Source organism: Paenibacillus periandrae (assembly GCF_022458865.1).
In the GTDB taxonomy this organism is placed as follows: Bacteria; Bacillota; Bacilli; order Paenibacillales; family NBRC-103111; genus Paenibacillus_S; species Paenibacillus_S periandrae.
This window is the reverse complement of record NZ_JAJNMU010000054.1, coordinates 1-25,675: the sequence shown is the minus strand read 5'-3', so window position 1 is coordinate 25,675 and position 25,675 is coordinate 1. Positions and strand designations below refer to the sequence as shown.

General features: G+C 45.8%; 21 protein-coding genes and 6 pseudogenes. 17 read left to right on the top strand and 10 right to left on the bottom strand.

Annotation, left to right across the window (positions count from 1 at the left end):
- Positions 1–92: 92 nt before the first annotated feature.
- Positions 93–3,302, top strand: coding sequence for a cadherin-like beta sandwich domain-containing protein (locus LRL21_RS43785; RefSeq protein WP_240422028.1), 3,210 nt, complete (start codon positions 93–95; stop codon positions 3,300–3,302).
- Between the two features lie 93 nt (positions 3,303–3,395).
- Here LRL21_RS43785 and LRL21_RS43780 read toward each other — a convergent pair.
- Positions 3,396–4,964: pseudogene (locus LRL21_RS43780) on the bottom strand (IS1182 family transposase).
- 265 nt (positions 4,965–5,229) lie between these two features.
- Positions 5,230–5,358, bottom strand: a complete 129-nt coding sequence (locus LRL21_RS46015; protein WP_275901203.1) for a hypothetical protein — start codon at positions 5,356–5,358, stop codon at positions 5,230–5,232.
- Positions 5,359–6,546: 1,188 nt separating this feature from the next.
- On the opposite strand from LRL21_RS46015, the gene LRL21_RS43775 reads away from it, so the two are divergent.
- Entirely contained in the window at positions 6,547–7,425 is an 879-nt protein-coding gene (locus LRL21_RS43775) for an IS110 family RNA-guided transposase (protein WP_338044781.1), read from the top strand.
- Between the two features lie 645 nt (positions 7,426–8,070).
- On the opposite strand, the gene LRL21_RS46010 is transcribed toward LRL21_RS43775, so the two are convergent.
- Positions 8,071–8,196: a hypothetical protein gene (locus tag LRL21_RS46010; protein WP_275901202.1), complete on the bottom strand. Its 126-nt coding sequence runs from the start codon at positions 8,194–8,196 to the stop codon at positions 8,071–8,073.
- Positions 8,180–8,557 (bottom strand): winged helix-turn-helix transcriptional regulator, encoded by a 378-nt coding sequence (locus tag LRL21_RS43770; RefSeq protein ID WP_240422027.1) that lies wholly within the window; start codon positions 8,555–8,557, stop codon positions 8,180–8,182. Before LRL21_RS43770 ends, LRL21_RS46010 begins: the two co-directional genes overlap by 17 nt.
- A gap of 148 nt (positions 8,558–8,705) precedes the next feature.
- Between LRL21_RS43770 and LRL21_RS43765 the strand changes: the two genes are divergently transcribed.
- A complete protein-coding gene (locus tag LRL21_RS43765) occupies positions 8,706–9,728 on the top strand; it encodes a zinc-binding alcohol dehydrogenase family protein (protein ID WP_240422026.1) in 1,023 nt (340 codons plus the stop codon).
- A 302-nt stretch (positions 9,729–10,030) separates the two neighbouring features.
- The gene (locus LRL21_RS43760; protein ID WP_240422025.1) at positions 10,031–10,237 is read left to right on the top strand and encodes a hypothetical protein; all 207 of its coding nucleotides are present in this window, start codon (positions 10,031–10,033) and stop codon (positions 10,235–10,237) included.
- 25 nt (positions 10,238–10,262) lie between these two features.
- On the opposite strand, the gene LRL21_RS43755 is transcribed toward LRL21_RS43760, so the two are convergent.
- Positions 10,263–10,874 carry an SDR family oxidoreductase gene (locus tag LRL21_RS43755; RefSeq protein ID WP_240422029.1) on the bottom strand — a complete coding sequence of 204 codons (612 nt, stop codon included), beginning with the start codon at positions 10,872–10,874 and terminating at the stop codon, positions 10,263–10,265.
- A gap of 24 nt (positions 10,875–10,898) precedes the next feature.
- Here LRL21_RS43755 and LRL21_RS43750 point away from each other — a divergent pair.
- The 4 genes and pseudogenes from LRL21_RS43750 to LRL21_RS43735 all read left to right on the top strand — a co-directional run.
- Positions 10,899–11,034 (top strand): annotated as a pseudogene (locus LRL21_RS43750) (IS110 family transposase); the annotation flags it as partial.
- Between the two features lie 128 nt (positions 11,035–11,162).
- Positions 11,163–11,427, top strand: a pseudogene (locus LRL21_RS43745) (IS110 family transposase); the annotation flags it as partial.
- 259 nt (positions 11,428–11,686) lie between these two features.
- On the top strand, positions 11,687–12,568 hold the full coding sequence (locus LRL21_RS43740) for a GNAT family N-acetyltransferase (RefSeq protein WP_240422024.1): 882 nt from the start codon (positions 11,687–11,689) through the stop codon (positions 12,566–12,568).
- A gap of 627 nt (positions 12,569–13,195) precedes the next feature.
- Entirely contained in the window at positions 13,196–14,362 is a 1,167-nt protein-coding gene (locus LRL21_RS43735) for an IS110 family RNA-guided transposase (protein WP_240422023.1), read from the top strand.
- 59 nt (positions 14,363–14,421) lie between these two features.
- Here the strand turns inward: LRL21_RS43735 and LRL21_RS43730 are convergent, their stop codons facing one another.
- Positions 14,422–14,652, bottom strand: coding sequence for a hypothetical protein (locus tag LRL21_RS43730; protein WP_240422022.1), 231 nt, complete (start codon positions 14,650–14,652; stop codon positions 14,422–14,424).
- Positions 14,653–14,668: 16 nt separating this feature from the next.
- Here LRL21_RS43730 and LRL21_RS43725 point away from each other — a divergent pair, with 16 nt between their 5' ends.
- The 3 genes from LRL21_RS43725 to LRL21_RS47175 are packed head-to-tail and all read left to right on the top strand — an operon-like array spanning position 14,669 to position 15,462.
- Positions 14,669–15,040: an MFS transporter gene (locus LRL21_RS43725; protein WP_240422021.1), complete on the top strand. Its 372-nt coding sequence runs from the start codon at positions 14,669–14,671 to the stop codon at positions 15,038–15,040.
- Positions 15,041–15,088: 48 nt separating this feature from the next.
- Positions 15,089–15,211, top strand: coding sequence for a hypothetical protein (locus tag LRL21_RS46005; protein ID WP_275901201.1), 123 nt, complete (start codon positions 15,089–15,091; stop codon positions 15,209–15,211).
- Positions 15,212–15,267: 56 nt separating this feature from the next.
- Positions 15,268–15,462: a GntR family transcriptional regulator gene (locus LRL21_RS47175; protein ID WP_420832574.1), complete on the top strand. Its 195-nt coding sequence runs from the start codon at positions 15,268–15,270 to the stop codon at positions 15,460–15,462.
- A gap of 707 nt (positions 15,463–16,169) precedes the next feature.
- Here LRL21_RS47175 and LRL21_RS43720 read toward each other — a convergent pair.
- Positions 16,170–16,542 (bottom strand): annotated as a pseudogene (locus LRL21_RS43720) (winged helix-turn-helix transcriptional regulator).
- Between the two features lie 202 nt (positions 16,543–16,744).
- Between LRL21_RS43720 and LRL21_RS43715 the strand changes: the two are divergent.
- The 3 genes and pseudogenes from LRL21_RS43715 to LRL21_RS43705 form a co-directional block, all read left to right on the top strand.
- Entirely contained in the window at positions 16,745–17,323 is a 579-nt protein-coding gene (locus tag LRL21_RS43715; RefSeq protein WP_240422020.1) for an NAD(P)H oxidoreductase, read from the top strand.
- A gap of 42 nt (positions 17,324–17,365) precedes the next feature.
- Positions 17,366–18,571 (top strand): MFS transporter, encoded by a 1,206-nt coding sequence (locus LRL21_RS43710; RefSeq protein ID WP_240422019.1) that lies wholly within the window; start codon positions 17,366–17,368, stop codon positions 18,569–18,571.
- 153 nt (positions 18,572–18,724) lie between these two features.
- Positions 18,725–19,441, top strand: a pseudogene (locus LRL21_RS43705) (MBOAT family O-acyltransferase); the annotation flags it as partial.
- Here LRL21_RS43705 and LRL21_RS43700 read toward each other — a convergent pair.
- Positions 19,425–19,583 carry a hypothetical protein gene (locus tag LRL21_RS43700; protein ID WP_240422018.1) on the bottom strand — a complete coding sequence of 53 codons (159 nt, stop codon included), beginning with the start codon at positions 19,581–19,583 and terminating at the stop codon, positions 19,425–19,427. The pseudogene LRL21_RS43705 and the gene LRL21_RS43700 overlap by 17 nt on opposite strands.
- Positions 19,580–22,558, bottom strand: a pseudogene (locus LRL21_RS43695) (Tn3 family transposase). Before LRL21_RS43695 ends, LRL21_RS43700 begins: the two are co-directional and overlap by 4 nt.
- A 249-nt stretch (positions 22,559–22,807) precedes the next feature.
- On the opposite strand from LRL21_RS43695, the gene LRL21_RS43690 reads away from it, so the two are divergent.
- Both LRL21_RS43690 and LRL21_RS43685 read left to right on the top strand, forming a co-directional pair.
- Entirely contained in the window at positions 22,808–23,221 is a 414-nt protein-coding gene (locus tag LRL21_RS43690) for an Rrf2 family transcriptional regulator (protein ID WP_240422017.1), read from the top strand.
- A gap of 95 nt (positions 23,222–23,316) precedes the next feature.
- Entirely contained in the window at positions 23,317–24,180 is an 864-nt protein-coding gene (locus tag LRL21_RS43685; RefSeq protein WP_240422016.1) for an SDR family oxidoreductase, read from the top strand.
- 230 nt (positions 24,181–24,410) lie between these two features.
- Here the strand turns inward: LRL21_RS43685 and LRL21_RS43680 are convergent, their stop codons facing one another.
- Complete coding sequence (locus LRL21_RS43680; protein WP_240422015.1) at positions 24,411–24,674, bottom strand: integrase core domain-containing protein; 264 nt, start codon at positions 24,672–24,674, stop codon at positions 24,411–24,413.
- 450 nt (positions 24,675–25,124) lie between these two features.
- On the opposite strand from LRL21_RS43680, the gene LRL21_RS43675 reads away from it, so the two are divergent.
- Positions 25,125–25,322 carry a PHP domain-containing protein gene (locus LRL21_RS43675; protein ID WP_240422014.1) on the top strand — a complete coding sequence of 66 codons (198 nt, stop codon included), beginning with the start codon at positions 25,125–25,127 and terminating at the stop codon, positions 25,320–25,322.
- Positions 25,323–25,675 lie beyond the last annotated feature (353 nt).

The window sequence follows — 25,675 nt, the reverse complement described above, 5'->3', positions numbered from 1 at the left end:
ATGTGGCTAATACTGGAAGTGTAGCATACTATCTGAACAATACTTTATACAACACATTTAGTGAGCAGGATAAATCCTATGTTCAATATAAAATGTGGACGATATATCCAGATAATAGCACGACTGCCATCACAACAATTGGAGCCAATATTGGCTTATTAAGTGGCCAAGAGTTTAAAAAGATTTGGAATCTTACTTTCGTCGGAACAATGCCACAGTGGTTATTGAATCCATCGACGGCTACCGTTGGTTCAAATATTATGACGATTGCAACGGATTCGACAACGGGAAATCAATCTTATTCGTCAGCTGCTCAAGTTAGACCAACGCTGTATATTAAATCCGGATCTGTAATCTCTTCCGGTAATGGCTCTGTAGGAAGTCCTTATATTATTGGTGGTGTGATAGCTGTAAGTAGTCCACTGGCTTTGTATCAGGCATCGGGAACAGACGATACGATATCCATGTCTTGGAGTAGTGTAGCCGGGGCTAGCGGTTATAAAGCTTATAGGGAGGATACGCTAGTTTATTCAGGCACGGACACAAATTTAGTCGATACCGGACTTCCAGCCAGCACCGCTTATACGTACAGTGTAAAAGCATTTACAGGCAGTATTGAAAGTAACCCGACTTACGGCGTAGGGACTTCGGCAGCTGTAGGGCAAACAGTTCCTGGATCAGGTACAGGTGGTAATGGTTCTGGGGGTGGAACAGGTGGAACACCTTTATCAGAGAACAATTATCTATCTAACATCGTGGTAAGTGGCGTAACCTTAGACAAGTCGTTTAATAAGAATATCCTAAATTATTCTTCAGCTAATGATGTGTCATTGAATTCTATTAAGATCAAAGCAACCGCGGAAGATTCAGGATCAACAATAAAGTTAAATGGAAATATCATAGCCTCAGGCGTAGATTCGCAAAGCATAACACTTACAGGAGGTGCTAATACTTTTGTCATTACTGTAAATGCTGCGTCTGGCGCAACAAAAAATTATAGCTTAACTATAAATAAAGTGCTCAATACGATTAATGATTTGTCATCTATTATCGTCGAAGGAACATCGTTAAATGAATCCTTCGACAAGAATATATTATCGTATACAGCAGATGTACCAACTGGTACAACGAATACGAGAATAACCGTAGGATCTTATAGTATCTACTCAACCATCGAAATCAATGGCATTCCGGTATCACAGAATATTGCATCCAGTTATTTACCTCTATCAATAGGAGATAATACATTTAATATTGAAGTCACTGCACAGAACGGTATATCGAAGACGTATGTGGTTAAAGTAAAACGTGCTGGTTTATCTTCAAATAACAATATACTTTCAGTATTTATGGGATCAGCGCAACTAACTCCATCTTTTAGTCCTTCTGTAACAGAGTATGCAACTTCAGTACCTCAAACCGAATCCACAATAGCACTATTGGCTTTCGTGGAAAATGACAATGCAACATTAAAAATTAATAATGTACCGGCAACAAGTGGAGTATCGTTTGGTCCTTTACCTCTTCAATCAGGTTTAAACACCTTTGTTATCTCTGTCAAGGCGCAGGACGGCACAACGAAGAATTATACGGTCAGGGTAACACGAGGAGAAGTTGTATCTCCATTACCTGATGTTAGCAATCCACCTGCTATTAATTTTATTGCTACAGATATTACAAAAACGTCTGTAAAACTGAAATGGAATCCAATAGCTAACACTGATTATTATTTAGTTTCGAGAAATGGAAGTGCACCATCTACAGTAACCGGTGTAACCTACTTTGAGGATGTAAACCTTTCTGAAGATACCGATTTTACGTATACGTTAATCGCTAAAAATCAGTTCGGTAACTCAATACCACTAACTACTGTTGCTCACACACTTGGAAGTCCACCAGCAAAACCAACTAACTTTATGGCAACGGCAGTATACTTTGATTCAGTGGCGATCCAATGGGATATGGTGAACAAGGCGTTAACTTATGCGGTGACTCGTAATAACATGCAGAAGGCTTACGATGGAAAGTTAACTGTTTTTCGAGATCAAACAGTAACGGCATCGACCTACTACGACTACAGCGTACAGGCTAAGGATGCCTATGGTGTAAGTGATGCAGTTTATATGAGAGTTTGGACTCCTGCAGCACCAGTGCTGGCTGTTTCGGAACCGGTTATTGCGAAGGGGAAAGTATTTTTTGAGTTTGAAATCATTGAAAATGCTAGTGAGTACCATATCAATCGTAATCCGCACTGGGGATATATTAAAAATGCAGCTGGAACATACGATGTATCATATGATAATGCAGTGACCGGAGAAACTAAGAGTATGGGAACTGTAGCACTTAACGGCAATAAACTCCTTTTTTCCGAGGAAGGATTGGATGCTGGAGACTATGCGTACAAAATTAAGGCATTGGTAACCAATCCTGACGGATCTACATCTACAACTCCAGATATCGATGTAAATACTACTGTGACTGAAGGTGCGACGACACCTCCTGGTGCTGGAACACCCGAAACCGGAACACCTGATACGGGAACGGGTAATGGTAATAGTGGATCTGGAGGAAGCTCTGGCGGTTCTTACGGTGGTGGCAGCGGCGGCGGATCAGCTCCTATCAGTGTCATAGAAGACGTACCTGTTTATGATCCCAATGCATCTCCTGCTGGGATTAAAGGATACGGTTCATCAGTCGGTTTAATTCCATTTACCGATGTAATTCCAACATCAGGGAAATTCAGCGATATCGCAGACCACTGGTGCCGCGAATGCATAGAAAAATTGTTGACACTAAACGTAGTTAATGGGCAAACGGAAACCTTGTTTTACCCTGAATCACAGGTGACTAGAGCTGAATTTACTGCTATGGTCATCAGAGCTTTAGATTTGCAAGGAGATTCCGCTGATGAAGTTTTTAATGACGTTTCTAAGGATAACTGGTTTAATTCAGTTGTTAATATCGCAGCTAAATACGGTATTGTTGAAGGAGTAGCAGATAAGAAATTCGATCCTGAAGCTTTAGTTACTCGTCAAGAAATGGCAACGATACTGGCTCGTGTTCTGGTCAAGTATAAACCTACATCCTCTATAGCTGATGACAAAGCTGTTTATATACTTTCTAAGTTTATCGACGTTCCAGACATCTCTAATTGGGCTTATACACAATCCGCTATTATGGTAGCTGCTCATCTAATATCTGGCAGAACAGACACACATTTTGTCCCAAGAGATGGTGGAACTCGCGCGGAATCAGCAAAGCTGATCTGCGGAGTACTAAGCGAGATCACACAGAGTCTCTAATGGATTGTAAGAGGCTGTCCCATAAGTCAAAATTGAAAGATCCGCGACACGTCGGATCTTCAGTGAAAATGAATGTTTAAATGAGCAAAGGAGTTAAGCAACTTGTCTGTGCTTAACTCCTTTGCTTTTTGCGTTTATTGCTGCTTTCTTCAACAGGTTATGGGCGAGCGAAAGCCACCCGACCTCCAGGCTTACTTTGGGTAAGCCTCGAAGCAGGAATCTTTTGAAGCCACGGTTGTTCTTGATGTCACACAAATACAGGCTCCGGTTCAATCATCCGCCTGACGGCTAGCTTGTAGCCTTCTTCACTACGGAGTTTTTCTCGTGCCTGGTTTTTTAATCGTAAATAATTCAAGCTTACTTTGACTTCGCGATTCCCCTGGGCTTTCGTACACTGCGGTTTTAATGGACAGCCTTCACAACTTGCACTTCGGTAATGACGATATTCAGTTTCGTAGCCACTATCCGTCTTCTCCTTGCTCACTCTGCGGAATACGAGGGTTTGCCCAGCTGCGCATGTCCATGTATCTTGTTCGGCGTCATAAGTCCAGTTATCTATTTTGCTAATATCCTTTTGCCATCCCTTGCTTTTTTCACGGTGGTACGTGCTGTATTTGACGATGGCTTCGGTTTCATTTCGCTCTAAATAATCGTAATTTTCTTCACCACCGTAGCCTGCATCAGCAATAACGGTGCTTGGGAGTTTGCCCAGCTGCGATTTTACTTTTTCAAGATGAGGGATGAGACAGCGTGTATCTGCAGGCCGTTGGTGTACACTGTAGCCGAGGATGAATTGATTTTCGGTACCCATCTGCACATTGTAGCCCGGCTTTAGCTGGCCGTTTCGCATGTGGTCTTCTTTCATCCGCATAAATGTGGCGTCCTTGTCGATTTTGCTATAGCTGTTACGATTTCCTAAAACTTCTTCATGCGCTTCGTACTTTTGAAGGCGGGGGAGAAAGTCCTTTCGTAGTGTACGTATGGCTTTCTTCAGCGGCTTGTTTTTCGGTTTTTCTTGCAGTCTTGCTTCCAATTGCTTGACGGCAAGCTCCAGTTTTTCACTCGTCATCTGCGAAGCTTCGCCTAGCTCACGCAGGTCTCCACTGCCATGGGTCTTTTCTTCTTGTTCTCCGTTTCTTCGATGGTGGCAAATAGCGTCTGAACTTTTTCCTGAAGCTTGGCTTTGTGCTTCACTACAGCCTTGCCCCAAACAAACGTATACCGATTGGCATTGGCTTCGATTTTAGTCCCATCGACAAAGTAGTTTTCAAGTTGCACGTAATTCTCATCGGCCAGAAATTGAAGAACCGCTGTAAACACGGCCTCCAACACGTCTTTCATTCGCTCGGAACGAAACCGGTTGATGGTACGGAAGTCCGGACGCTGTCTACCCGCGATCCACATGAACATGATGTTTTCACGGACAGCTTTGGCGATCTGTCGGGAGGCATAGACACGCTGAGTGTAGGCGTAGATGATGACTTTGGTTAGCAGCTTCGGATGATAGCTGTCTCGTCCACCTCCGGGATAAGCCGCGTCAAAGATGGCGTCGTCAAGCTTATTCACGGCTTCATTAACGACACGAACGAGATGATTTAGAGGAATGTCCTCTTCCAAATCCATTGGCAAGCATAGTTGGTCCATGGTATATTGAATGTACAAAGAAACCGTTCCTTTCGTAAGTGGGTGGGGGTACCTCCATTTTACCAAGAACGGTTTCTTTTTGTTGTGAAAAATTGAAAAGAGGTGTCCCGTAGCCATTTTCATAGCTTATGGGACAGCCTCTTTTTGTGCGCTTGGCAGCACAACGTGCTACCGGGTGAGAGACTGAATACACTGAGAGATGGCGGAAGTATATAGTTAACCCATATAATGCTCATTCTTGAGGAAGGAAGCGGAGGAGGGGAAGACAGACCAGAACAGTCGATTAACCAAGCTGGCCGACAACATTGTAGCTGAACGCCGGCGCGAGCAGCTGCAGCTCGCGTTCCTGGTTCTCCCGGGTGAAGTCCAGCTTTGCGATCGGTACGCCGGCGGCGGCCGCTCGAATAGCCACAGCTCGTGCTCCTGGTTCTTCCGGATGAAGCGCGGCTTTGCGATCGGCACACCGACAGGGGCGGCCGCTCGAGTAGCTGCAGCTAGCACTCCTGGTTCTCTCGAATGAAACCCGATTTTACGATCGGCGCGCGGCGACGGTGGCCAGCGGAGATGAACAGTGTTACATGGTAGTGGGATTTATTGGAAGCGTTGCAGGTAGATGAACAGGATCCCGGTGCTTAGGAATAAGAAAATGCAGGTATCTTTGTCTGGCTGATCCGGAGCGGAATGTGGTTGACCAGCATTGATGCAACGATATCAACAGAGCAAATTATTCCATAATAAAGGATTATCAAAGCAGCTCGATCTATTCCCACGGTGCGCCGCGGCGGCGCTGAAATAAAAAAATGGGTTGAATTACGTATTGTCTATACGGAATTGGTATGTTAGAATGCGTTTAGTTGGTAAAAGCTATGGTCCATTATGGTTCATAAAGGTCCATAAAAAGAAAAAACAAGCGATGCGCTAACATCACTTGTTTGTTTCTAGCTCGGATCTCCCTTTTACCTAAAATCGTTTTACCAGTTCTATAAGGAATCCACCTGACGTTGCTAGCGAGGGGTAGGGTTCCTTATTTCGTTAATTTAATCATGTGCGTAACTAAAGTAAGAAGGCCAATAAGAAGCGATGAAACGGAGAATATAATTGTTGCCAAATCAAGCAAGCTTAGGGTTATCACATGGATCCACTCCTCATCTATAAGTTGTGGAGATCCATTGAGCTAAAATGAATTTACCCCAATATATGGTGTTATGTCAATCTCTTAAAAACCCTTTGTCGAATATTTCAATTAACGATATTTTAAAAAAAAGGTTATAATTCGTCGTAATTTGCCGTTTACGGATAAATACGGTTGATTGCCATTCGACAGAAAATAAAAACTGTTAAAAAAATGGGCGAATAGACCTATAATATAATTTGGATGGTGGGCAATGTTGTCGTCCGATAATAAGCGGTCTATTGATGATTTTTTCGAAAAGGTTGAGGACCGAATGGTTGCCTTAACTGTATGGGAAACCTAATTTTGATTGGATGAAGGATTTCTCCACAAGAAAGACGGAATAAAGTTCTGATTCATATTGTGCAGAATAATGATTGTACTATAATTATTAAGAACCCAAGTTCTATTTAATAAGTTAGCTTTCTTATAGAATGCAATAAACCAATTGTAATTTACCGCGTTAAAACGGACCGAAGGGATTCTTTAAAACTTGCAAAACTTCTTCGAGCTGGTGAACTTACAGCGGTTTGGGCCCCAGATGAAGATCATGAAGCATTAAGAGACCTTGTCCGCGCTCGACATGACGCAAAGGAAGACTTGCAGCGCGCTCGTCTTCGCCTCGTCCAATTTTTGCTTCGTCATGGTCTGCGTTCTCCCCAAGGGGTTCGAAATGGGTCGGTTAAACATCGCGAATGGTTGAACAGTCTACATTTTGAAAAATCTTCGTTACGGATTGTTTTTCAAGAGTATCTTCATGCTATCGATGAAGTGACCGAGAGAATGAAGCATATCGAAGCTGAAATTCATGAGCAGGCCTTGCGCAGTGTTCACGCTCCTGTCATCCAAGCTCTTCAAACCATGCGTGGTGTCGCTGAAGTAACTGCCACCACATTAGTAGCCGAAATCGGACAGTTCTCTCGTTTCTCAAGCCCCAGGCAATTAATGTCTTACGCTGGGCTTGTTCCTAAAGAATATTCAAGTGGAGCTACCTGGTGGCAAGGGTCCATCACCAAGGTTGGCAATGCTCACATTCGCCATGTCGTCGTAGAATCCGCCTGGGCATACCGTTACTCCCCTTCCTTAAAAGGGCAACTCCTTGCTCGTCAGAAAGGGCAGGACCCCGAAGCCAGGCGCATTGCTTGGAAAGCTCAACATCGTTTGCATAAAAAATATAATCAAATCACATCTCGAGGGAATGCTGGAAAGAAGGCCGCCGTTGCTGTGGCTAGGGAACTCATGGGGTTCATTTGGGCAATGGGTTGTGAAATTGAAAAGAAGCAAACGGAAGCTAATTCGGCAGCCTAGTCCCCCCATTAGAAGCGCATTGGTTTAAAGGAATGGTTTGAGGTTTTGGCTCGGAGGCAAAGCTCTGGTAAGGAGAATCCTCATGTTGAACTATGCACTAGGTCTGTTAGATAACCGAATGTGCTCCGTTAGTCCGAGGCAGCTCCCCGACGGATGAAGTGAAATGCGGTAACCAACCCGCGCATATCAGACTGTTAACCACCGTCAACTACTTTGCCTTCGTGCCAAGATCTTAAAATGACCTCTTTTTCAGTGGGATCATTGTATCCTTTCTCTCCGTTTGATTGTCAAGGACGCAAAGACGCCGTCCTTGACAATCACTTCGTGAAAGGATCTGTAGATCTCTAGGCTGAAAAAGTAAAGGATAAAGGAAACCTTACCAAAAAATGGGGTGTTGACCGCCTCGTTCATATCAGTTCAATGAATTATATAATGGGTTCTGCAGCTGCGGATCCCGGTTATACAGTTATTTTGGAAGCATTACTTTGCCGCCGGTGCTTTGAAGCATTTCCTTGCCGACGCGGCAAAGAGATGCTTCAAGACTCACACAGAATACTTTTCTTTAGTCTAACGACAAGAATATCCCTATAAAACGTGCAAACGACAAGAAAATCCATCATACAGATATTGAGTATGATTACGAGTTTAATCGACAATGGTTAGTAAAAAAAATTGAAGAAATTCAGTAACGGGAACGATAGCTCCAGGAACACGAAGGCAGCCGGCCAAGAATGCGCGGCTGCCGTTTTCATTCTTAATCTTTGCCTGCATACATGAACGGATTCTTGCGCTTGTGGCGCTCTCCCCATGCCTTCATAGACAGGATGATTGGCTCCAGAGTCCGTCCGTATTCAGTGAGCGAGTACTCTACTTTCGGCGGTACCTGTTGATACACCTTTCGGTGGACAAGCCCGTCCTGTTCCAATTCCCTAAGCTGCAACGTCAGCATCCTCTGAGTGACGCCCGAACACAACTTCGTCAATTCTCCGAATCGCTTCGTTCCCTCGAACAAATGATACAGCACGATTCCCTTCCACTTACCCCCGATGATTTCCAATGTGTATTCTACCGGGCAGCCTTCGGCTTCGTTCTCGCAGCCGCTGTATTTGCTTTTGCGCTCCTCTTCAGTCATTGGGAGTGTCCCCCTCATTACTATAAAAAATGATAGTATACCACAAAAATGTAGGTACTTACGCATCTTTATGATATCACATATAATCAATTCATGGATAGCACTTCATGAATATCAAGCTATAGCCAAACACGAAGGAGAGATTTTCATGACCTTAATGAAAGCAGTAGGCCTTACCCGTTACTTACCCATTGATCAAGAGAACAGCCTGATGGACTTGCATGTGGAGAAGCCCGTCCCCAGCGGCCGCGACCTTCTCGTTCGCGTCCAAGCTATCTCCGTCAACCCTGTCGACGTCAAAGTCCGTTCTCCAAAGGACCGCATCGAAGAAGAGCCTAGAGTGCTCGGCTGGGATGTCGCGGGAACTGTAGTCGAAGTTGGCGAAGGCGCTTCGTTGTTTAAGCCCGGCGATGAAGTATACTACGCGGGCAGCATTGTACGCCCCGGCGGCAACAGCGAGTTCCATTTGGTCGACGAGCGAATCGTCGGGCGCAAGCCTAGTTCGTTGGACTTCGCAGAAGCGGCCGCTCTCCCGCTCACCACAATCACGGCCTGGGAGAGCCTGTTTGACCGGCTTGGCGTCTCGCACGCATTTTCGGAAAACGAGGGACGTTCCCTTCTGATTATCGGGGCCGCCGGGGGCGTCGGCTCGATCGCGACGCAGCTTGCCGTAGCGGCGGGCCTGACCGTTATCGGAACGGCGTCGCGTCTGGAGACTGCCCGATGGGCAGAAGAGCTAGGAGCTACTCATACGATCAGCCATCGCGAGCCGCTTGTTCCGCAGCTTAGGAGGCTCGGCTTTGATAATGTGGATTACATTCTCTGCTTGAACAGCACTGAGCTTCACTGGGCCCAGATGGCGGAAGCGATCGCTCCCCAAGGCCGGATCTGCTCCATCGTGGAGACCGCTGTGCCGCTGAACTTAAACCTGCTCAAGGACAAGAGCGCGACCTTCTCTTGGGAGCTGATGTTCACCCGTTCCCGATTCGGTACGCCGGACATGATCGAACAGCATCGTCTGTTGAACGAGGTTGCGAACCGGGTCGACGCCGGAAAGCTTCGCACGACGGTGACGAAGAGGCTTTCCCCAATCAATGCCTCCACGTTGAAGGAGGCGCACGCCCTGATCGAAACAGGAAGCACCATCGGCAAAATTGTCATCGCAAACTAAAAGAAAGCCCGGTCTCCAATTTCGGAGCCCGGGCTTTTGTTTTTGCTACTTATAAGGGGATGTGCAGGTTCTACGACATAGATTCGATGTAGTTGGCGGCTTGAGCGTATTCCTCTTCGTTCGACAGATGCGCCTATGGAGTTTATCCATAGTAGGGAAAAAAACGCCTTTTAAGTCCGGTATACTTTTATTGAAATCAACTTTACGATTTTGATATCGTTAACGAAACGCGTTCAGCATATCTTTCAACGTCTCGGCCATCGACGGATGTGTAAAGATGGTGTCGCGCAGAACTGCATTGCATGCGGTTGTCCGGCATTCATGAACATCGATACAATGTTTACGACTTCGCTCGAATCCGCGGCGGGCAGCTTGTTAACGGTGAAGAACAGAGAGAAAAAGCCGACGCGCTAATTATCGGTTTCGGCAAAGGGGGCAAGACTTTGGCTCCCTTACTTTTTGCAAAGAACGGCAGCCGTGAAAGGCTGCCGTTTTCATTCGTAGTTTAAATGGTTAACTAGTTAATATAGACATTTATTTCTCATGAGAAAAGTCTGTGGAAAACGCTAAATCTTTTTGTGCTTCCAATGATTTCAGTCGATCGGTAAGAGCTTTGTGTATAGTCGTATAGGAGTCGCTCCCAAGTGCGATTCTTCTAGGTGCTGGATCATGAGCGACACTGTCAATCATAATCGTGACCATTTTAGCGGGGTCGCCGATGGATTGGGCTGTTCCTTCTTCAAGCATGCGACGTGCATAGATGGCAGGAGAGGCTTCATAAGCCTCTATCTTCGGAGCTAACTTGGAGCTCTTATACCTGAAGTTGGTGCTAGCGCCTCCCGGCTCCACGATCGTAACTCCGATGTTAAAGGGAGCAACCTCATGCATGACCGATTCCATGAAGCCCTCAATGCCCCATTTGCTTGCGTGGTACAAAGAACCGCCAGGGAAAGCAGATTGGCCCCCCACGGTAGAAAGTTGAATAATACGACCGCCGCCTTGGGCTCTCAAATTCGGCAGAACGGCGCGAACGACTTGAATGGAGCCAATGAGGTTCGTTTCGATTTGATGGATGATTTGTTCATCCGTCAATTCCTCGGCAGCTCCAAATAAGCCGTAGCCAGCGTTGTTTACTACGACGTCGATCGTACCTAATTCTTGAAATGCCTCACGGACCGAAGGGATTCTTTAAAACTTGCAAAACTTCTTCGAGCTGGTGAACTTACAGCGGTTTGGACCCCAGATGAAGATCATGAAGCATTAAGAGACCTTGTCCGCGCTCGACATGACGCAAAGGAAGACTTGCAGCGCGCTCGTCTTCGCCTCGTCCAATTTTTGCTTCGTCATGATCTGCGTTCTCCCCAAGGGGTTCGAAATTGGTCGGTTAAACATCGCGAATGGTTGAACAGTCTACATTTTGAAAAATCTTCGTTACGCTTTGCGGCTAGAACAAAAGAGACGTATTTATCCAGCCAGTATCACCGGATTGCCGCACGCCGGGGAGCCAATCGAGCGACGGTCGCAGTAGCACACAGTATATTGTCTATGGTTTACTATATCCTTAAGCGGAAAAAAAACCTACATCGAGCTCGGTCCAACCTACTACGAGGAACGAAAACGGGACGTAATCATCAAGCATTCCATTAAGAAATTAGAGTCATTAGGTGTATCCATTACTGTGAATACGGCGGCTTCCTGATCGTTATTCAGACAATACATTGCTGATACCCCTAGCCATTTTTTGTTTGCTAGAGGGTCACTTTCTTGCTGCCTTTTTTAGGTGTACTTCGGAGCGATATTTTCAGGATAGACTGTCGTCATACCTACATGTGCCAGCTCCTAGATAACGGAGCGCCATTAGATTTTATTCAAAGCATGTAGGGGCATGAAAAAGCACCATCCACTCAGATTTACGCCAACTGCGCGCCTTCACTTTTTCTGCGGAAAAGGGGAACGTCATGTCCTTGCTTGAAATCATCATGTTAACCTCGGAAACTGCGGATCCATATCTTCCTTTTACGTATCGAACCTACAGAGATTGGATGATAAAGCCGGAAACGGATAAGCAAGTAAAGTTAATGGCTTTTGGCGCTTGCTTTTTGGGTAAGCCTGTCGGTCTGCTCCTTGTCCATCCACCCGTTCTCGATGAGCCGGCGAGAGTGCTCTCGGTATATGTAGACGAACGATTCCGAAGGCTCGGTATCGCCACCGCGCTGATGCAGGAGCTTAAGGCGTGTCTTCGCCGGAAAAATTGGAAGCCAGTTTTCGTGGAGTACTATGCATTGAACAAATATGAGGGCTTCGAGCGGTTGCTTCTGAAATCAGGGTGGCAAACGCCCGCAGTGTACAGCCGGTTCTATCGCTGCGACATCCTGACCGGCCGGGAGAGTCCATGGATCCACCGTTTCAAGCTGCCCGCCGGATACCGGGTGATTCCATGGAGCGAGCTAAAGCGGGACGAATTGGCCGAAATGAATCTATTGCAGGAGGCAGGCTTCAACGCTTATTACATGCCGCTTCACCAAGAAGGTATCATCGAGCGCAGCTGCAGTCTGGTGCTGAAACTTGACGAAGAGATCGTAGGCTGGTCGATCATCGACCGGGAGCTGGCAGACACGCTGTTATACAGGGTGTTGTATATACGTGAGGAATTTCGCGATCATGGACTGGGGCCAGCGTTAGCGGCCCAATCGGCACAAAGGGTGAGCCGAACGGATGCTTCGCATCTCGTCATTCAAATATTGGAAAGCAATGTGCGGATGAGGAAAATCGCTGACAGGCTGCTAATACCAATGCGCCCTGTCGTAACCGAGTACAAAACGGCAGTCATTGAACTTTGAAGTAGCCCAAAATAAGGGGTCGTTTATGCCGCGAAAATCGCGGCTTTTTTACTTGGCGTGCCCAGACGGGCACGCATCATCTAGCCGGTGAAAGTCCGGTCGCGGGAGGGGCCAAGTCCCCGCGTAGCTGGGATGCCTTATCCACCGGAGCTCCATCTTTTTTTGTCTTATTCTATATTCTACCAACTCCTAGCAACGAAAGTTTTGATTGTGGATGATGAAATATTAGCCATAAACCATATCAAAAAATGATAGATTGGCAGCAATACGGGTTTGCTGTTGTAAGGGACCAATCCCAGGATCGCTCTGGCTGACTTTGAAAAGATACAGCGGTGTCGGGTGACAAGAACATTATCTCATTAATTGCCGCGTAAATTACGGCATTTTCGTATTATTAGGTCAGCCAGAAAAATCTGGTTGGCCTTTTTTTTGGTTCGGTATAAGATGGCGGTAGCCGGGAGAACGAGGGGCTTTTAGGGGGAAAACCCCGGAAATAAAACTGTTCTCTCACTGCCACCCAATAACCATGTTTGAGCTGGTAGAGACCTAGATCTCGTATCACAAGCGAAGCTATGGCGTTGGAGCTATCGTGGGAATGCCGGCGATAATTTGTAAAGGAATGGTGTAATGGAACCAGTTGTAGGATTGGATGTTTCGAAAGGAATGAGTGTGGCTCAAGCATTTACTTCGCGAAATGAGGTATCTGGGAAACCGAAAAGTATCGTCCACACGGAGGAAGGATTCGAAGAATTTGGAGAGTGGCTTGGAGAACTGAGTCAGAAAACAGGCAAAGAGCCAGTAGTCGTTTTAGAAGCAACAGGGCATTTTCATCGAGGGCTAGTAGCCTACATGGAGCGAAGTGGGATTTGCCACATGGTCATTAATCCACTGCAATCCAAGCGAGCGAAGGGCTCTCAGCTACGAAAAGTAAAAACAGATGCTGTAGACGCGTGGCACTTAGCAGAGATGTACTATCCTGGCGATGTTAAGCCTCATCGAAATGGAGATACACAGCTTCTAGAGCTCCAACATCTCACAAGACAGCATGAGTTCGTAACAGCGATGTATGTACAAGCCAAGCTGAATATGCGGGCATTACTCGACCAGGTCTTTCCAGCCTTTGAAGGTGTGTTTTATGATCTGTATTCCCAAACAGCAATACGGGTTTTGCAGCAATATCTGAGCGGTGTGGTGATTACGGAGGAAACAATTCTAGAAACTGTACAAAGATCACACGGAAAAACCTGGATTCGAGAAAAGTTGACACAGCTTCAGAGTGTAGCTCCGAGTCAAGGACGGAGCCCCGCACAAACAATAGCTTTACAAAGTAAGCTTGGCTTGCTGCTTGCATTCCAAGAGCAACTGGGACATTTGGAGCAGGAGATTGAGGGAACGGTAGTTATGATCCCAGAAGTGGCTCTTCTTAAAACAATTCCGGGTGTTGGAGATAAATTGGCTGCCGTGCTGGTTGCAGAAATCGGAGATGCTACTCAGTTTGAACATGCCAAACAGCTAGTCGCATACGCAGGACTCGACCCTAGTGTCTTCAGTTCAGGAAAGTTTACAGCTACAAGCAGTAAGATCACCAAACGAGGTTCTAAACGATTAAGGCGGGCGTTATACTTAGCGGTGCAATGTGGTTTACGCAAAGGGAAAAACGAGCGTATCAAATCCTATTATGACAAGAAAAAGAAAGAGGGCAAGCCCTACAAGGTGGCCGTGATCGCTTGCGCCAACAAGCTGCTCCATCACGTCTATGCCATCCTCACCCGAGGCGAGCCCTATCACACATAACCAAAAAAATTCCATAAACTTCCACGACAATGGAGGTTTATTTGTCATTTCCATAAATATTATAACAAAAACTCTTTAGGGTACCAATAGATATCCGCGGCCAACGTAATTTGATTGTTATCGCGATCACGTTCACCTGTATCGGGCTTGGGTCCGGTTTGATCCAGCCGTTGGACATCTTTATCGTGACCGAACGTCTTCAACTCAACAAGGAAAGCGTCCAATGGTTCTATGCACTGTCCGGCGCAGGAATGCTGGTTGGAGGCGCGGCTGCAGCGTTTCTCGGTCAAAAATTAAATCCGCGGGTTGTCATCTTCGCAGGTATCGGATTCCTGTCCTGCTCCATACGCCCTATCCGTCTGGGTGTATCTAACGGCTACCATGCGCTTTATGGTCGGCGTCATGACGGCGTTCATGCAAATCGTGCTCGGCGCTATCATGATGAAACTGGTTGAGGAAGCCTACATTGGGCGCGTGAACGGTGCGATTACGCCCCTGCTCATGGCCGGGACGCTGGCCGGGACCGCTATGGCGGGCCCGCTCATGAAGGCCTTTACGCTTGTCCCCGTTTATGGCATGTCCGCCGCGATTATTCTGATTGCCGCTTTTGCAAGCCTCTCGATGAAATTGGGAGGGAACGCAGCCAAAGCGAATCAATCCGGAGCGCATCCGGATTGATCTGCGCTACTCAAGCAGGAGTTGTCGTACACTCGTCACGATTGACGATTGGATGGCAAATTTCCTGCGGGAAAGCCCGTTGATGAGGAAGCCAATAATGAACCTCTCATTATGGAGCCGAATAATAAGACGAAAGGCTTTCGAGTACGGCACGGTATGACGTTGGTCTAACTTGTTGCCCTTTTTGCTTTCAGCAACAAGTTCGAGTGAACACGGGGGTGAAATTAATGCTCAAAGACGAAAAGCCTCTCTATATTAAAATAAAATTCCAGATCCGCAATGCCATTTTTAGAGGAGAATATCCATTGGGATCTAGACTGCCGTCTTTACGCGAGCTATCAGCCGAATTCGGTTGCAGCTCGATCACGACGAAAAGGGTATATCGAGACTTAGCACGCGAAGGATATATTCTGACCTCCTAGGGAATGGGAACTTTTGTTCACGCAGACGAACAGAAAATCGCGAAAGATAAGGAGCGCCTCGTAACTGAAGCTATTGTGCAGGCCGTTGAATTCGGAAACAGCCTTAACTACTCAGCCGATCAATTGCAAGTCATATTTCTTAGTGCCTTATCGCGTTTGCCGTGAAATTGGATTGTTAATATTACTATCATTATACCTTGTTCTGTTGCTGACTTAAAAGCAATAGTAACCACTCTTCATTGTAAGATCACAAATTATTATATTTTCTTTGGACAGATACACTGAAAAAAATATCGAAACCTTAATAAGGGGCACGATGTGACCTTTATAAACAATGTTTCCTATCCCAGACTAAGTATGCATGCAAATGATCGGTTCGAATGAATGTAGTTTTTGACAGACATACCGCCCGATCCCCATGCCGATGATAATTGGGAGCACCAAGTCATCGCCTGTGGAGTGGGTAATTCTAAACCGTTTCTTGATCCACTCCACCAGCATATCTGACCAGGGAGTGTAGACTCTGTGAGATGTGGGAGGGTAAACGCCATGAGCTCATGTGGAGATCCATAGGTGCAACCATACTTTACCTTGGCATCCACTTTTTTTAAGCAATTGGACTGAGTGGAGATGTTTTTGTTAATGATAAGCTTATAAGCGCATCATTGGGACGGATGAGTCAGATGAAATGACGGGTTGAACTAACCTTAAAACTCTTCCAAAACCTTGAATTTGTCTCCATGAATCTTATCCAGGTGTTCCTCTCCCCAATAGCATAAAAGGTCTAGCGCAGGCTTTAATCCCTGGCCGTAGGAAGTTAATTCAATACTCTACTCTAGGTGGAATCTCTTTATAAACCTTTCGTGCGACAATCTCATCCTTTTCAAGGCCTCTTAGTTGAGTCGTCAGCATTTTTTGTGTAATGCCGGGTATTAACCGTCGTAACTCAGACGTCCGTTTGCATCCTGTCATCAAATGATAAATGATCAAAGGCTTCCATTTCCCCCCCATTACTTCTAATGCCGCCTCAACTCCAACTTTATACTTCTTTTGAACGCTATTTCCCCTCTTATCAGTCATCTTTTATTCCTCCGTTAAAATACATTCGTCCGTTATGCAGTAAGGCATCTATCTAGGGAACTTCCATGTTCCTATAGCACCTGCATCATCCTATAGAACTTAAAAGTGCGTACTTCTAAATTTTTTATTTACTATTTACAATAACATCAGCCATTGATTATGGCTACAAATTAACTGTTGAGAAAGGTAGGGAGATACAAGTATGAAAGTATTAATTGTTGTTTCGCACCCGAGAAAAGATTCTCTGACATTTAAGGTTGCAGACCGTTTCGCACAAGGTCTTGCCGAGGCGGGTCATGACTATGAAATATTGGATTTACACGGGATTGGCTTTGACCCTGTTCTTAAAGGCGTAGATGAACCTGATTGGTCAGCAGCGGGACAGCCCTTTTCTCCTGAGGTGGAAATGGAAATAAAGCGATTGAAGGAGAACGACGCCTTGGCATTTATTTTTCCAATTTGGTGGTGGCATTTACCAGCCATGCTAAAAGGTTATATTGACCGTGTATGGAACAATGGGTTTGCGTACGGTTCGAACAAACTTCATCATCAGCATGTCTTATGGATGGGTTTGGCTGGTGTTTCGAAAGAACAGATGAATAAGCGTAACTATGAAGAAATGATGACCCATCTGCTGAATGTGGGAATTGCTGATTATTGCGGTATTTCCAATTCTAAGGTTGAATTTTTCTTCGAGACTTTGGGTTCCAATCCTGAGCATTATGATATGTTACTTAACCAAGCTTATTACTTAGGTTTAAATTATGCCAAGGAACTTTAAGCCATAAGCAGTCTCACAAAGTACACGAGGGGATGATTAATTTTGGGACAAAACTGGAAGATTTTCATACTTGCCGCGGTCTGCTTTCTTGTCGGGACATCCGAATACATGATCACGGGCATTTTAGATAAAGTCGCCGCAGATACCGGAGTGACATTATCCCAGGCTGGACAGTTAATGACTGTCTACGCGCTAGCCTACGCCATAGGTACCCCGATCATGATGGGGGTCACGGCCCGGTTTGACCGTCGAAATTTGTTGTTGTACTCGCTTGGCTTAATTATCGTGAGTAATGTGCTAATAATGATTTTTCCGGGATATGGATTTATGCTGCTGGCAAGGGTAATCATGGCGCTCGGAACTGGCGTATTTGTCGTGACATCGCTTGCCTTAGCCGCTAAGTTAGCTCCTTCGAACAAGAAGGGGAGCGCGATTGCAGCGGTATTAATGGGTGTCACCGCTTCACTTATTTTGGGCGTGCCCATTGGCCGGGTGATTGCCGCCGCGTACGATTGGAGGCTGATTTTCGGCGGCATTAGCCTTCTTGCTATGGTCAGTCTGCCCATCCTGGCAAGCTCAATACCGCGGATGGAAGGTGATGATCCGATCTCCTTTGCCAAACAATTGGCTATGGTGAAGAGACCTCGAATCGCACTCTCTCTCGCAATTAACTTTTTTATGACGATGGGTTATGGCATTGCATTCACGTATATGTCCCCGTATCTTTTGGAAGTTGCCGGAATGAGCGATCGATGGGTAAGCGCAGCCTTGTTCGCATACGGCATCGCCAGTCTAATCGGGTCAAAGGCAGGGGGGAGCGGCACCGATCGATGGGGTGTAGCCAGAACGTTAACTGGAGCAACGTTGTTAAATATGGTAATGCTGATATTGTTATCGGTAGTCCCTGGCACGTCAATATTCCTTGTTTTCTCCGTGCTGGTGCTTTGGTCGCTCTTCTCTTGGGCAGCTTCTCCAAGCCAGCAATATGATCTTCTTACATTGTCTCCTAAGACATCTGGTGTCATGCTTGCCCTCAACACATCTGTGCTGCAACTGGCGATAGCGGCGGGGGCAGGGGTCGGAGGCATTGTCATCAACTACTTATCGCTGCAAGCCATTACGTGGATCGCAGCAGCCTCTGTTGCTGTAGCGGCTATGATTTCTGCTGCGTTGTTCGGCATGATAAGTTATCGGTCGCGCCAAGATATCCAAAGAGCAGAAATAATAACATCTACAGATCCGGAATAAGCTTGTTCCGAATGAATGAGTGAAGCTGCGCCGAAACGGCTTAACGACGCTGCATCAGCTTCAGCTCCTTGGCCTGCGATCACCTTGATACGCCGGGTGACCTTTAGCTTGGAAAGTTGTTTTTGACATGCACAATGTAATACCATTTAAGCTCGGGTCGCCGGTTTTGTGGTGGACAATATCAATCAGCTGTTTCATCTAAATATCCAAGTGGCCGATCTGCCACTACCTGTGGGCATATCATTTTATACTTTTCAAACGATGTCTTATGTCGTTGACGTCTATTTGGATAAAGTATCAGTGCAGAGAAATTTCATCTCTTTTGGGGCATACGTGACGATGTTTCCGCAGCTTGTTGCCGGTCCTATCGTCAAGTACGGCGACATCGCAAAGCAGCTCGAGTCCCGCAAGGTGACTATGGACCGTTTTGGCGAAGGATCGGAGCTGTTCATCCGGGGTCTTGCCAAAAAAGTACTGTTGGCTAACAATATCGGACTGTTGTGGACAAGCATCAAAGCGACGCCTATCGAGGAATTGAGCGTACTATCTGCCTGGCTTGGCATTATCTCATTTACACTGCAAATCTATTTCGATTTCAGTGGGTATTCCGATATGGCCCGCGGACTAGGCAAAATGTTTGGATTTGATTTTATGGAAAACTTTCGTTACCCCTACATTTCTAAAAATGTAACAGAATTTTGGCGAAGATGGCATATTTCGCTCGGAACTTGGTTTCGAGAGTACGTTTATATACCGCTTGGCGGAAACAGGTCAGGGCTCATGAAGCAGCTCCGGAATTTATTGATCGTATGGTTTTTAACCGGCTTTTGGCATGGCGCCAGCTGGAATTTTATCATGTGGGGCTTTTATTTGATTTAGAAACCTCAATTTCAAGTTCGCTTCTTAAATACTGAAACAAACTCTTTAAGTAAGCATAGTCCGGACGTTCTGCGCGAAGGTACTTCGCCAGCTCCCGGGCTTTCTTTTTTGCTGATACGCGTTTTTCAATCATGCCAGTTCACCTTCTAATGGAATTCTTTCCTTCATGTCCAATCGGAATGTGCCATATGGATTAACGTGTGTATAGATTAAGGGCGTCACCGCTCGTAAGTCTTCAGGAGTCATTAAATCAAACCATTTCTTCTCCGATAAAACATTCTGGAACATGATGGTATTAATGTAGACTAAGCAATTTTGCAGCAAATGAAGAGATAAAACGGCCATCTCTTGATCTTCCATGCGATTTGTGGCAATTTCTCCACCCTTGCCATAGAAGATAAACCCGTTGGCCGAGTTCCAATTTTCCACGACATTTAAACCAGCATTAATTTCCCGGCGTAGTTCTTCAGAATGCAAGTATTCACAAAGGAAGATGGTTTTAACTGCCTTGCCCAACTCACCAAGAGCCTGATACGTTGGATGTTTCAAGTTGTTCCGGGTAAACCGTTTCAGAATGGCTTCCGTTTCAGCCGTACCAAGCCGTAAAGCTGTTGCATACTTCATCATTTGATCATATTGCTGACGGATCAGTTCCCAATTAATCGGGCGCTTGAGTACATGCAGTAGGTTGGTATATGCATCAGTCATACCCGACTCCGGACGGTATAACTTTTGTGTATGAATAGCTTTTAATCGAGGCATGAGTTTGTAACCAAGTAAATGACAAAAGGCAAATGCAACCTCACTCTGTCCATGAGAATCAACATAATTTTTTTCCACTTCCATATCGGTGCAATGACGCAACAATCCTTCCATCATCGCTGCGACTTCTGATGATGAACATGATTTAAGCTGCGAGTAGATGCACGTCGAGTTTTTCTCATATGCCAATAAATCATTACGCCGCGGCCGCGGTACCGGATGTGCCATTCCGTCATAAGGTTTTGGTCCCATGCCCCGAATTTTTTTGAATCGGAGGCGCAAGAAGTTGTTCCTTCTCCCCATATTTCCTGCATTCGTACTTTGAAAATAGCGTTCACCACTTCGGAAATCGCATTACGAAGGTTATCCTTGTGAATGAATTTGCGTCGGACGTAAAGGAGATCCTTATAGCTTTCACCGTGATCACCGGCGCTAACACGCTTTAACCCGGTATTCGTTCCCAAACCGTAAAGAGATAAGATCAACCGCTTTTGCAGCGTATCCCGGTCTAAAATCTCTCGATGGGCTACTGTCTTGAACATTTCTGTAAACGAAATACGTAAGTCGGTTTCCTTCAATATATCTAGCAAGCTTGTCATTGGCCAGCGGCGCGCGATTTCTCCTTTGATTCGGATTAAATTAACCGGCTCTGCTTGCGGTTCTAACGGTGAAAGCGAAATCCAGCCTTTAGCTTTATCCGTAATCCGTAATCCGTACTCCGTACTTTAGGGTTCTTCGGCATTCCCTCGTTTAATTTCTCAAGACCTTGGATCATTTCCTGCTTTAGCGCAGTGATAAAGGAATCTGCATCTAGCGGCTGATTTAAAGCTTTGTAGTTTTCCTCCCGGCGTTCCTCGAAGTCTGCCGGAAGATCCTCATCCGGATTTCGATACCGGTTCGCTCCAGACACCCAAATTTCTTTACACCGTAGCTTATCCCGGAGCATTTGCAAAGCACTGATTTCATAGTTGATCCGGTTTACTCGTTCTTGTCCCTTTTCATCTTTTTCGATGATAATTTCTTTGTAGTTATTGCGAATCACCCCATTGATCGGAATTTCGTCGTTTACAAGAAAATAGTGCATTCCCGTTTGAGTGTATTTCTTGATTAGCTCGAGCGCGAGGATAACCGGACGGTGAACGTCGTTATTAGAACGGAAATCAAGGATACTAAGAATTTGCGGAACTATCCGGCGGTAATGGCTGCCATAGGAAGCTCGGATTACCGTATGAATTTTTTCGCGATATGCTGGTCCTGTATGCTTAAATTCTTTGACCAAATCTTTTAACGTTTGTTCGTTTACAACTGGGTATAGGACATCTTTAATGATTCCCTCTGGATGCTCAATAGCCGTCTGCGCCATGTTAAATAAAACACCGTACTTGTTGCTGACTCGTCGTAGATCGTTCAGAATTTCCTTTTCGATCTTTCGTTCGGCGCGTACTCCGATACGGTGAATAATTTGAATAAGCAAATCGACCAGGTTGTCCGATATTTCCATGCAGCGTAACCAAAAGAAAGCTGACAGCAGTGTATATCGAATCGGATCGGGATGTCTGCGCAGCTCGCGTAGATCCTCAGTAGAAACGCGCTGCCGGTACTTTTTCAAAACCTTATGGGGAATGTCTCGAAATAAATCATTTGGAAGCTCCAAATTGCGAATGGTCCGCAACTTGTTAACCTCCTTCAACACGCTATCCACTCCAGCACGACCAGGATCTGCCTTTAACTCATTAAATGATATTTGGATGCTGCCGTTACTGGCAGCTTTTTCTTCATCAATCTCTAAAAACGAAATGCTATCAATCAGAGAGTCTAACTGAGCTAAAGAAGTGGAGGGCAGCTTTTGATATGTCGCTTGGAAAAAGGATTCTTCATATGTGTGAATGGCTGAACGGATCAAACGCTCAATGCGGTCCGGCGTGGGAGGCACGATTTTTAATTCATGGAATCGTCGATAAACGCGTTCCTTTAAATGCTCAAATTCATGAGATGCAGAACATGTTGGCATAGCCATTCTGCCATTTCCTGAGCATCCTCTACCGTATCCTCGCGGAACCCGAAGAACTCCCGGATCTGTGTTCGGTGGTAGGTAATCGAACGACCAGTCCAATCGTACTGAGCATATAATTCCGGCTCTGAGAAGATTTGCTTTGTAATGTACGCGATCACCGCTTTGGAAACTTCGTACTTATGTGTTGGGAAACGTGCTTCATTTTGAAAAAACTTGAGTAGCACAGCAAATCCAATCCTGGTTTCTCCGGTCTTGTTTTCGATCAACTTCATCTCGTTCGGTAGGATCGTAAAATGCTCGATTAATTCGTCCAGTTCCCAATTTCGTTTCATGTTATCCCCTCCAAAGTAAAGTTCCTATAACTGTGAGTATCGGAACTCTTATGGGGGAATTTGATAGGAGCTACCATTGATTTAAACAAAGAAAACGATAAAACCCACGAAGTTCTTTTTCCAAAACTAAAATAGGAACATCTTGTATGTCGGCTCCTAGCTAAGCAGGTGATCAGGGTATATTATTTTTTGCATGTTGACATACGACGCTATTGTAACTATAATCATTACAACGGGAGTGAATAAATAATGCAAATCAGTACGCGCTTTTCCATTGCTGTTCATACCCTTACTCTGATTGCCGCCAGTCCAAATGAATGTACCGGGGACTTCATCGCGGGCAGCGTAAATACAAATCCTGTGGTGATCCGGAGAATTATGGGGATGTTAAAGAAGGCAGGGTTAGTGGATGTTCGTCCTGGTGTCGGTGGCGCTTCCTTGCTCAAGGATGCCGATCAAATTACACTCCTTGATGTGTATCGGGCCGTGAATGCGACAGAAGAAAACCAGCTTTTTCGCATCCATGAAGCCCCTAACATTGCTTGTACGGTCGGGCGGAATATCGAGAAGGTGCTTCAAGTGGAATTGAAAGACGCCCAGTCCGTTATGGAACAAAGGCTGGCCCAAACGACGATAGACCAATTGATCCGAAAGTTCATATAAACGAAAGCTCCATACAGAGCTTTTATTTTTATGTATGTTGTAACACATTGTGTTATAACTATAAATATTACAACTAAAAAATGGAGGAATCATCAATGAAAATTTTAGTTACCGGAGCAACAGGGAGACTGGGAGCGAAAGTGATAGAGACGTTGTTAAAAACCGTACCTGCGAATCAGCTCGCTGTAAGTGTTCGCAATCCGGAGAAGGCGGAAGGGCTTCGAGCTCGGGGTGTGGACGTCCGGCTAGGCGACTTTGACCGTCCGGAAACGTTGGATGCGGCTTTCACAGGAATTGATCGGATTCTGATCATTTCTGCCGACGGAGACAATGAAACTAGAATTCGTCAGCATACCAATGCGGTAGAGGCGGCTGTGCGCGCGAAAGTAGGCTTCATCGCTTATACGAGTGCAGCTAATGCTAGCGAAAGCAAGCTGTTTCTGGCTCCGCCGCACCAAGCCACGGAAAAAGCCATCCTGAAAACCGGCATTCCTTACTCGTTCCTTCGCAATAACTGGTACCTGGAGAACGAGACTTCGAGCATTCAAGGAGTGCTGGCAGGAGCACCCTGGGCGACGGCGGCAGGATCCGGCAAAGTGGGCTGGGCCCTGCAGCAGGAATATGCGGAAGCGGCAGCAGCCGTATTGACGGGGAACGGCCACGAGAATACGATCTACGAGTTGTCCGGCAAGCTGCTGACGCAGGAAGAGCTGGCATCCGCTCTCGGCAAAGTCTTGGGTAAAGAAGTTTCTGTGCAGCATGTCGACGATGCCGCCTATGCGGACATCTTGAAAAACGTCGGCGTACCGGACTTCGTCATCCCGATTCTTGTAGGGATCCAGCAAGGCATTCGGGAAGGCACTTTGGAGATCGAGAGCAACGATTTCGAGAAGCTGCTGGGCCGGCCTTTAAAGCCAATTCATGAAGCTCTGAGCCAAGTGGTAAGCAAAATCTCCTAAATGACAAAAGAGGTCAGCCGATTATTACCGGTTGACCTCTTTTTGTCATTTATTGGTCGAGCGCAACATAGGGGATTCCATAATCCACGAAAAGATGGGTGGGATCATGGTTATATAGTGGCTCAAGCTTAGCGCTTGTAAACCCGCGCTACCCAAGCGGCAACCAGCCGTACTCGGCGTCGCGTTCCAGACATTAGCATTCGTCGCCTTGCTCGTGCTCCAGCTTCTCCTCACCGGTTGTTATAAAACTCTAAGTATCTATCGAGGGCATCGTAAGCCTCCTCAAAGGAGGCAAACTCGCTCTTCATGAGTAAATCCCGTTCGAGCTGGCTGTGATACGATTCGATGTGTGCGTTTTTGTTAGGGCATTTGAGCGGAATTCGTTCATGGATAAATTGGAGTGCCCCACATTCCTCTTCAAAAACATGGCTCACAATTTGGGGGCCATTATCGGTTCGAATGACCGGCCCTACTCCATTTTCCTTTGGGTTCAATCCGCGGCTCTCTAGCGCCTGGCGTAGGTCTGAACCACATTTTCCCTTCGCAGACGGGGCCGCGGTACTGACCGACTACTGTTTTATCAAAAACATCTAAAAAGCTAAGGATAAAAACGAAGCGTCCCTGTCCGGCTATATGCCGTGAAGTAAGAGACGGGCGTAGTCGAACTAATTCCCCGTTTCTCCTTCCCGAACCGGACATCTCAGCGCATCCGGCTCTCCATTTAAGTGTTGCTCATAGCAAAGGCGACTTCATCATAATAGGATTCAATAGTTCGGCGTTTGTCTACCGACGGCAAGGAAATTCTCCCCAAATGGTACCGATGGCAAAAAAATGCTTTCAAACTTCACGGAAGATCCAAAGAAATGTTATGAAACACTGATATCGTGGCAAAGAAATGCTTCAAGTCTCATATTTCTGCAATGTTTACTTTGCCATGTTGAAGGATGGATTATTCAACGAATGGGACAATTACGGGGTTCGTTGATTATTGTTTCCGTTTTGTAAAACAGACTTATGGCGTTCCGCTTGAAAAAAGTATCGAGTTGATTCAGAGAAGCGGCGGCAGAGCCTTCCTAGCCCACCCGAAACTAATGAAACTTGACCCGGATGAAGAATTTAAAGTCTTTAAGCAGATGAAATGATTGGGGCTGGATGGCATTGAAGCTTGGTACCCTGAACATTCTCCTGAAGAATCCAATTGGTATAAATTCTGCTGTGAGAGATTGGATTTGAAAGTGTCTGGCGGAACGGATTAGCATGGTATGGCTCGTATGAAAAGTCCTTTATTTTTTGTCGGAAATACTCGCATCATACTAAACACAGAATGATATTGTAGTACAAAAGCAACAGTTTAAGACTATATTTTAACACGCCTGTTGATTAACCATTTAGTGGAAAACCAACCTATGTCCCAAATGGCTTGGAAAGTATCCACTGAATGTGAACCTTCCATTCATCAGGAAGGTTATCGAGTCCAAGCAACCGTGTAAAACGA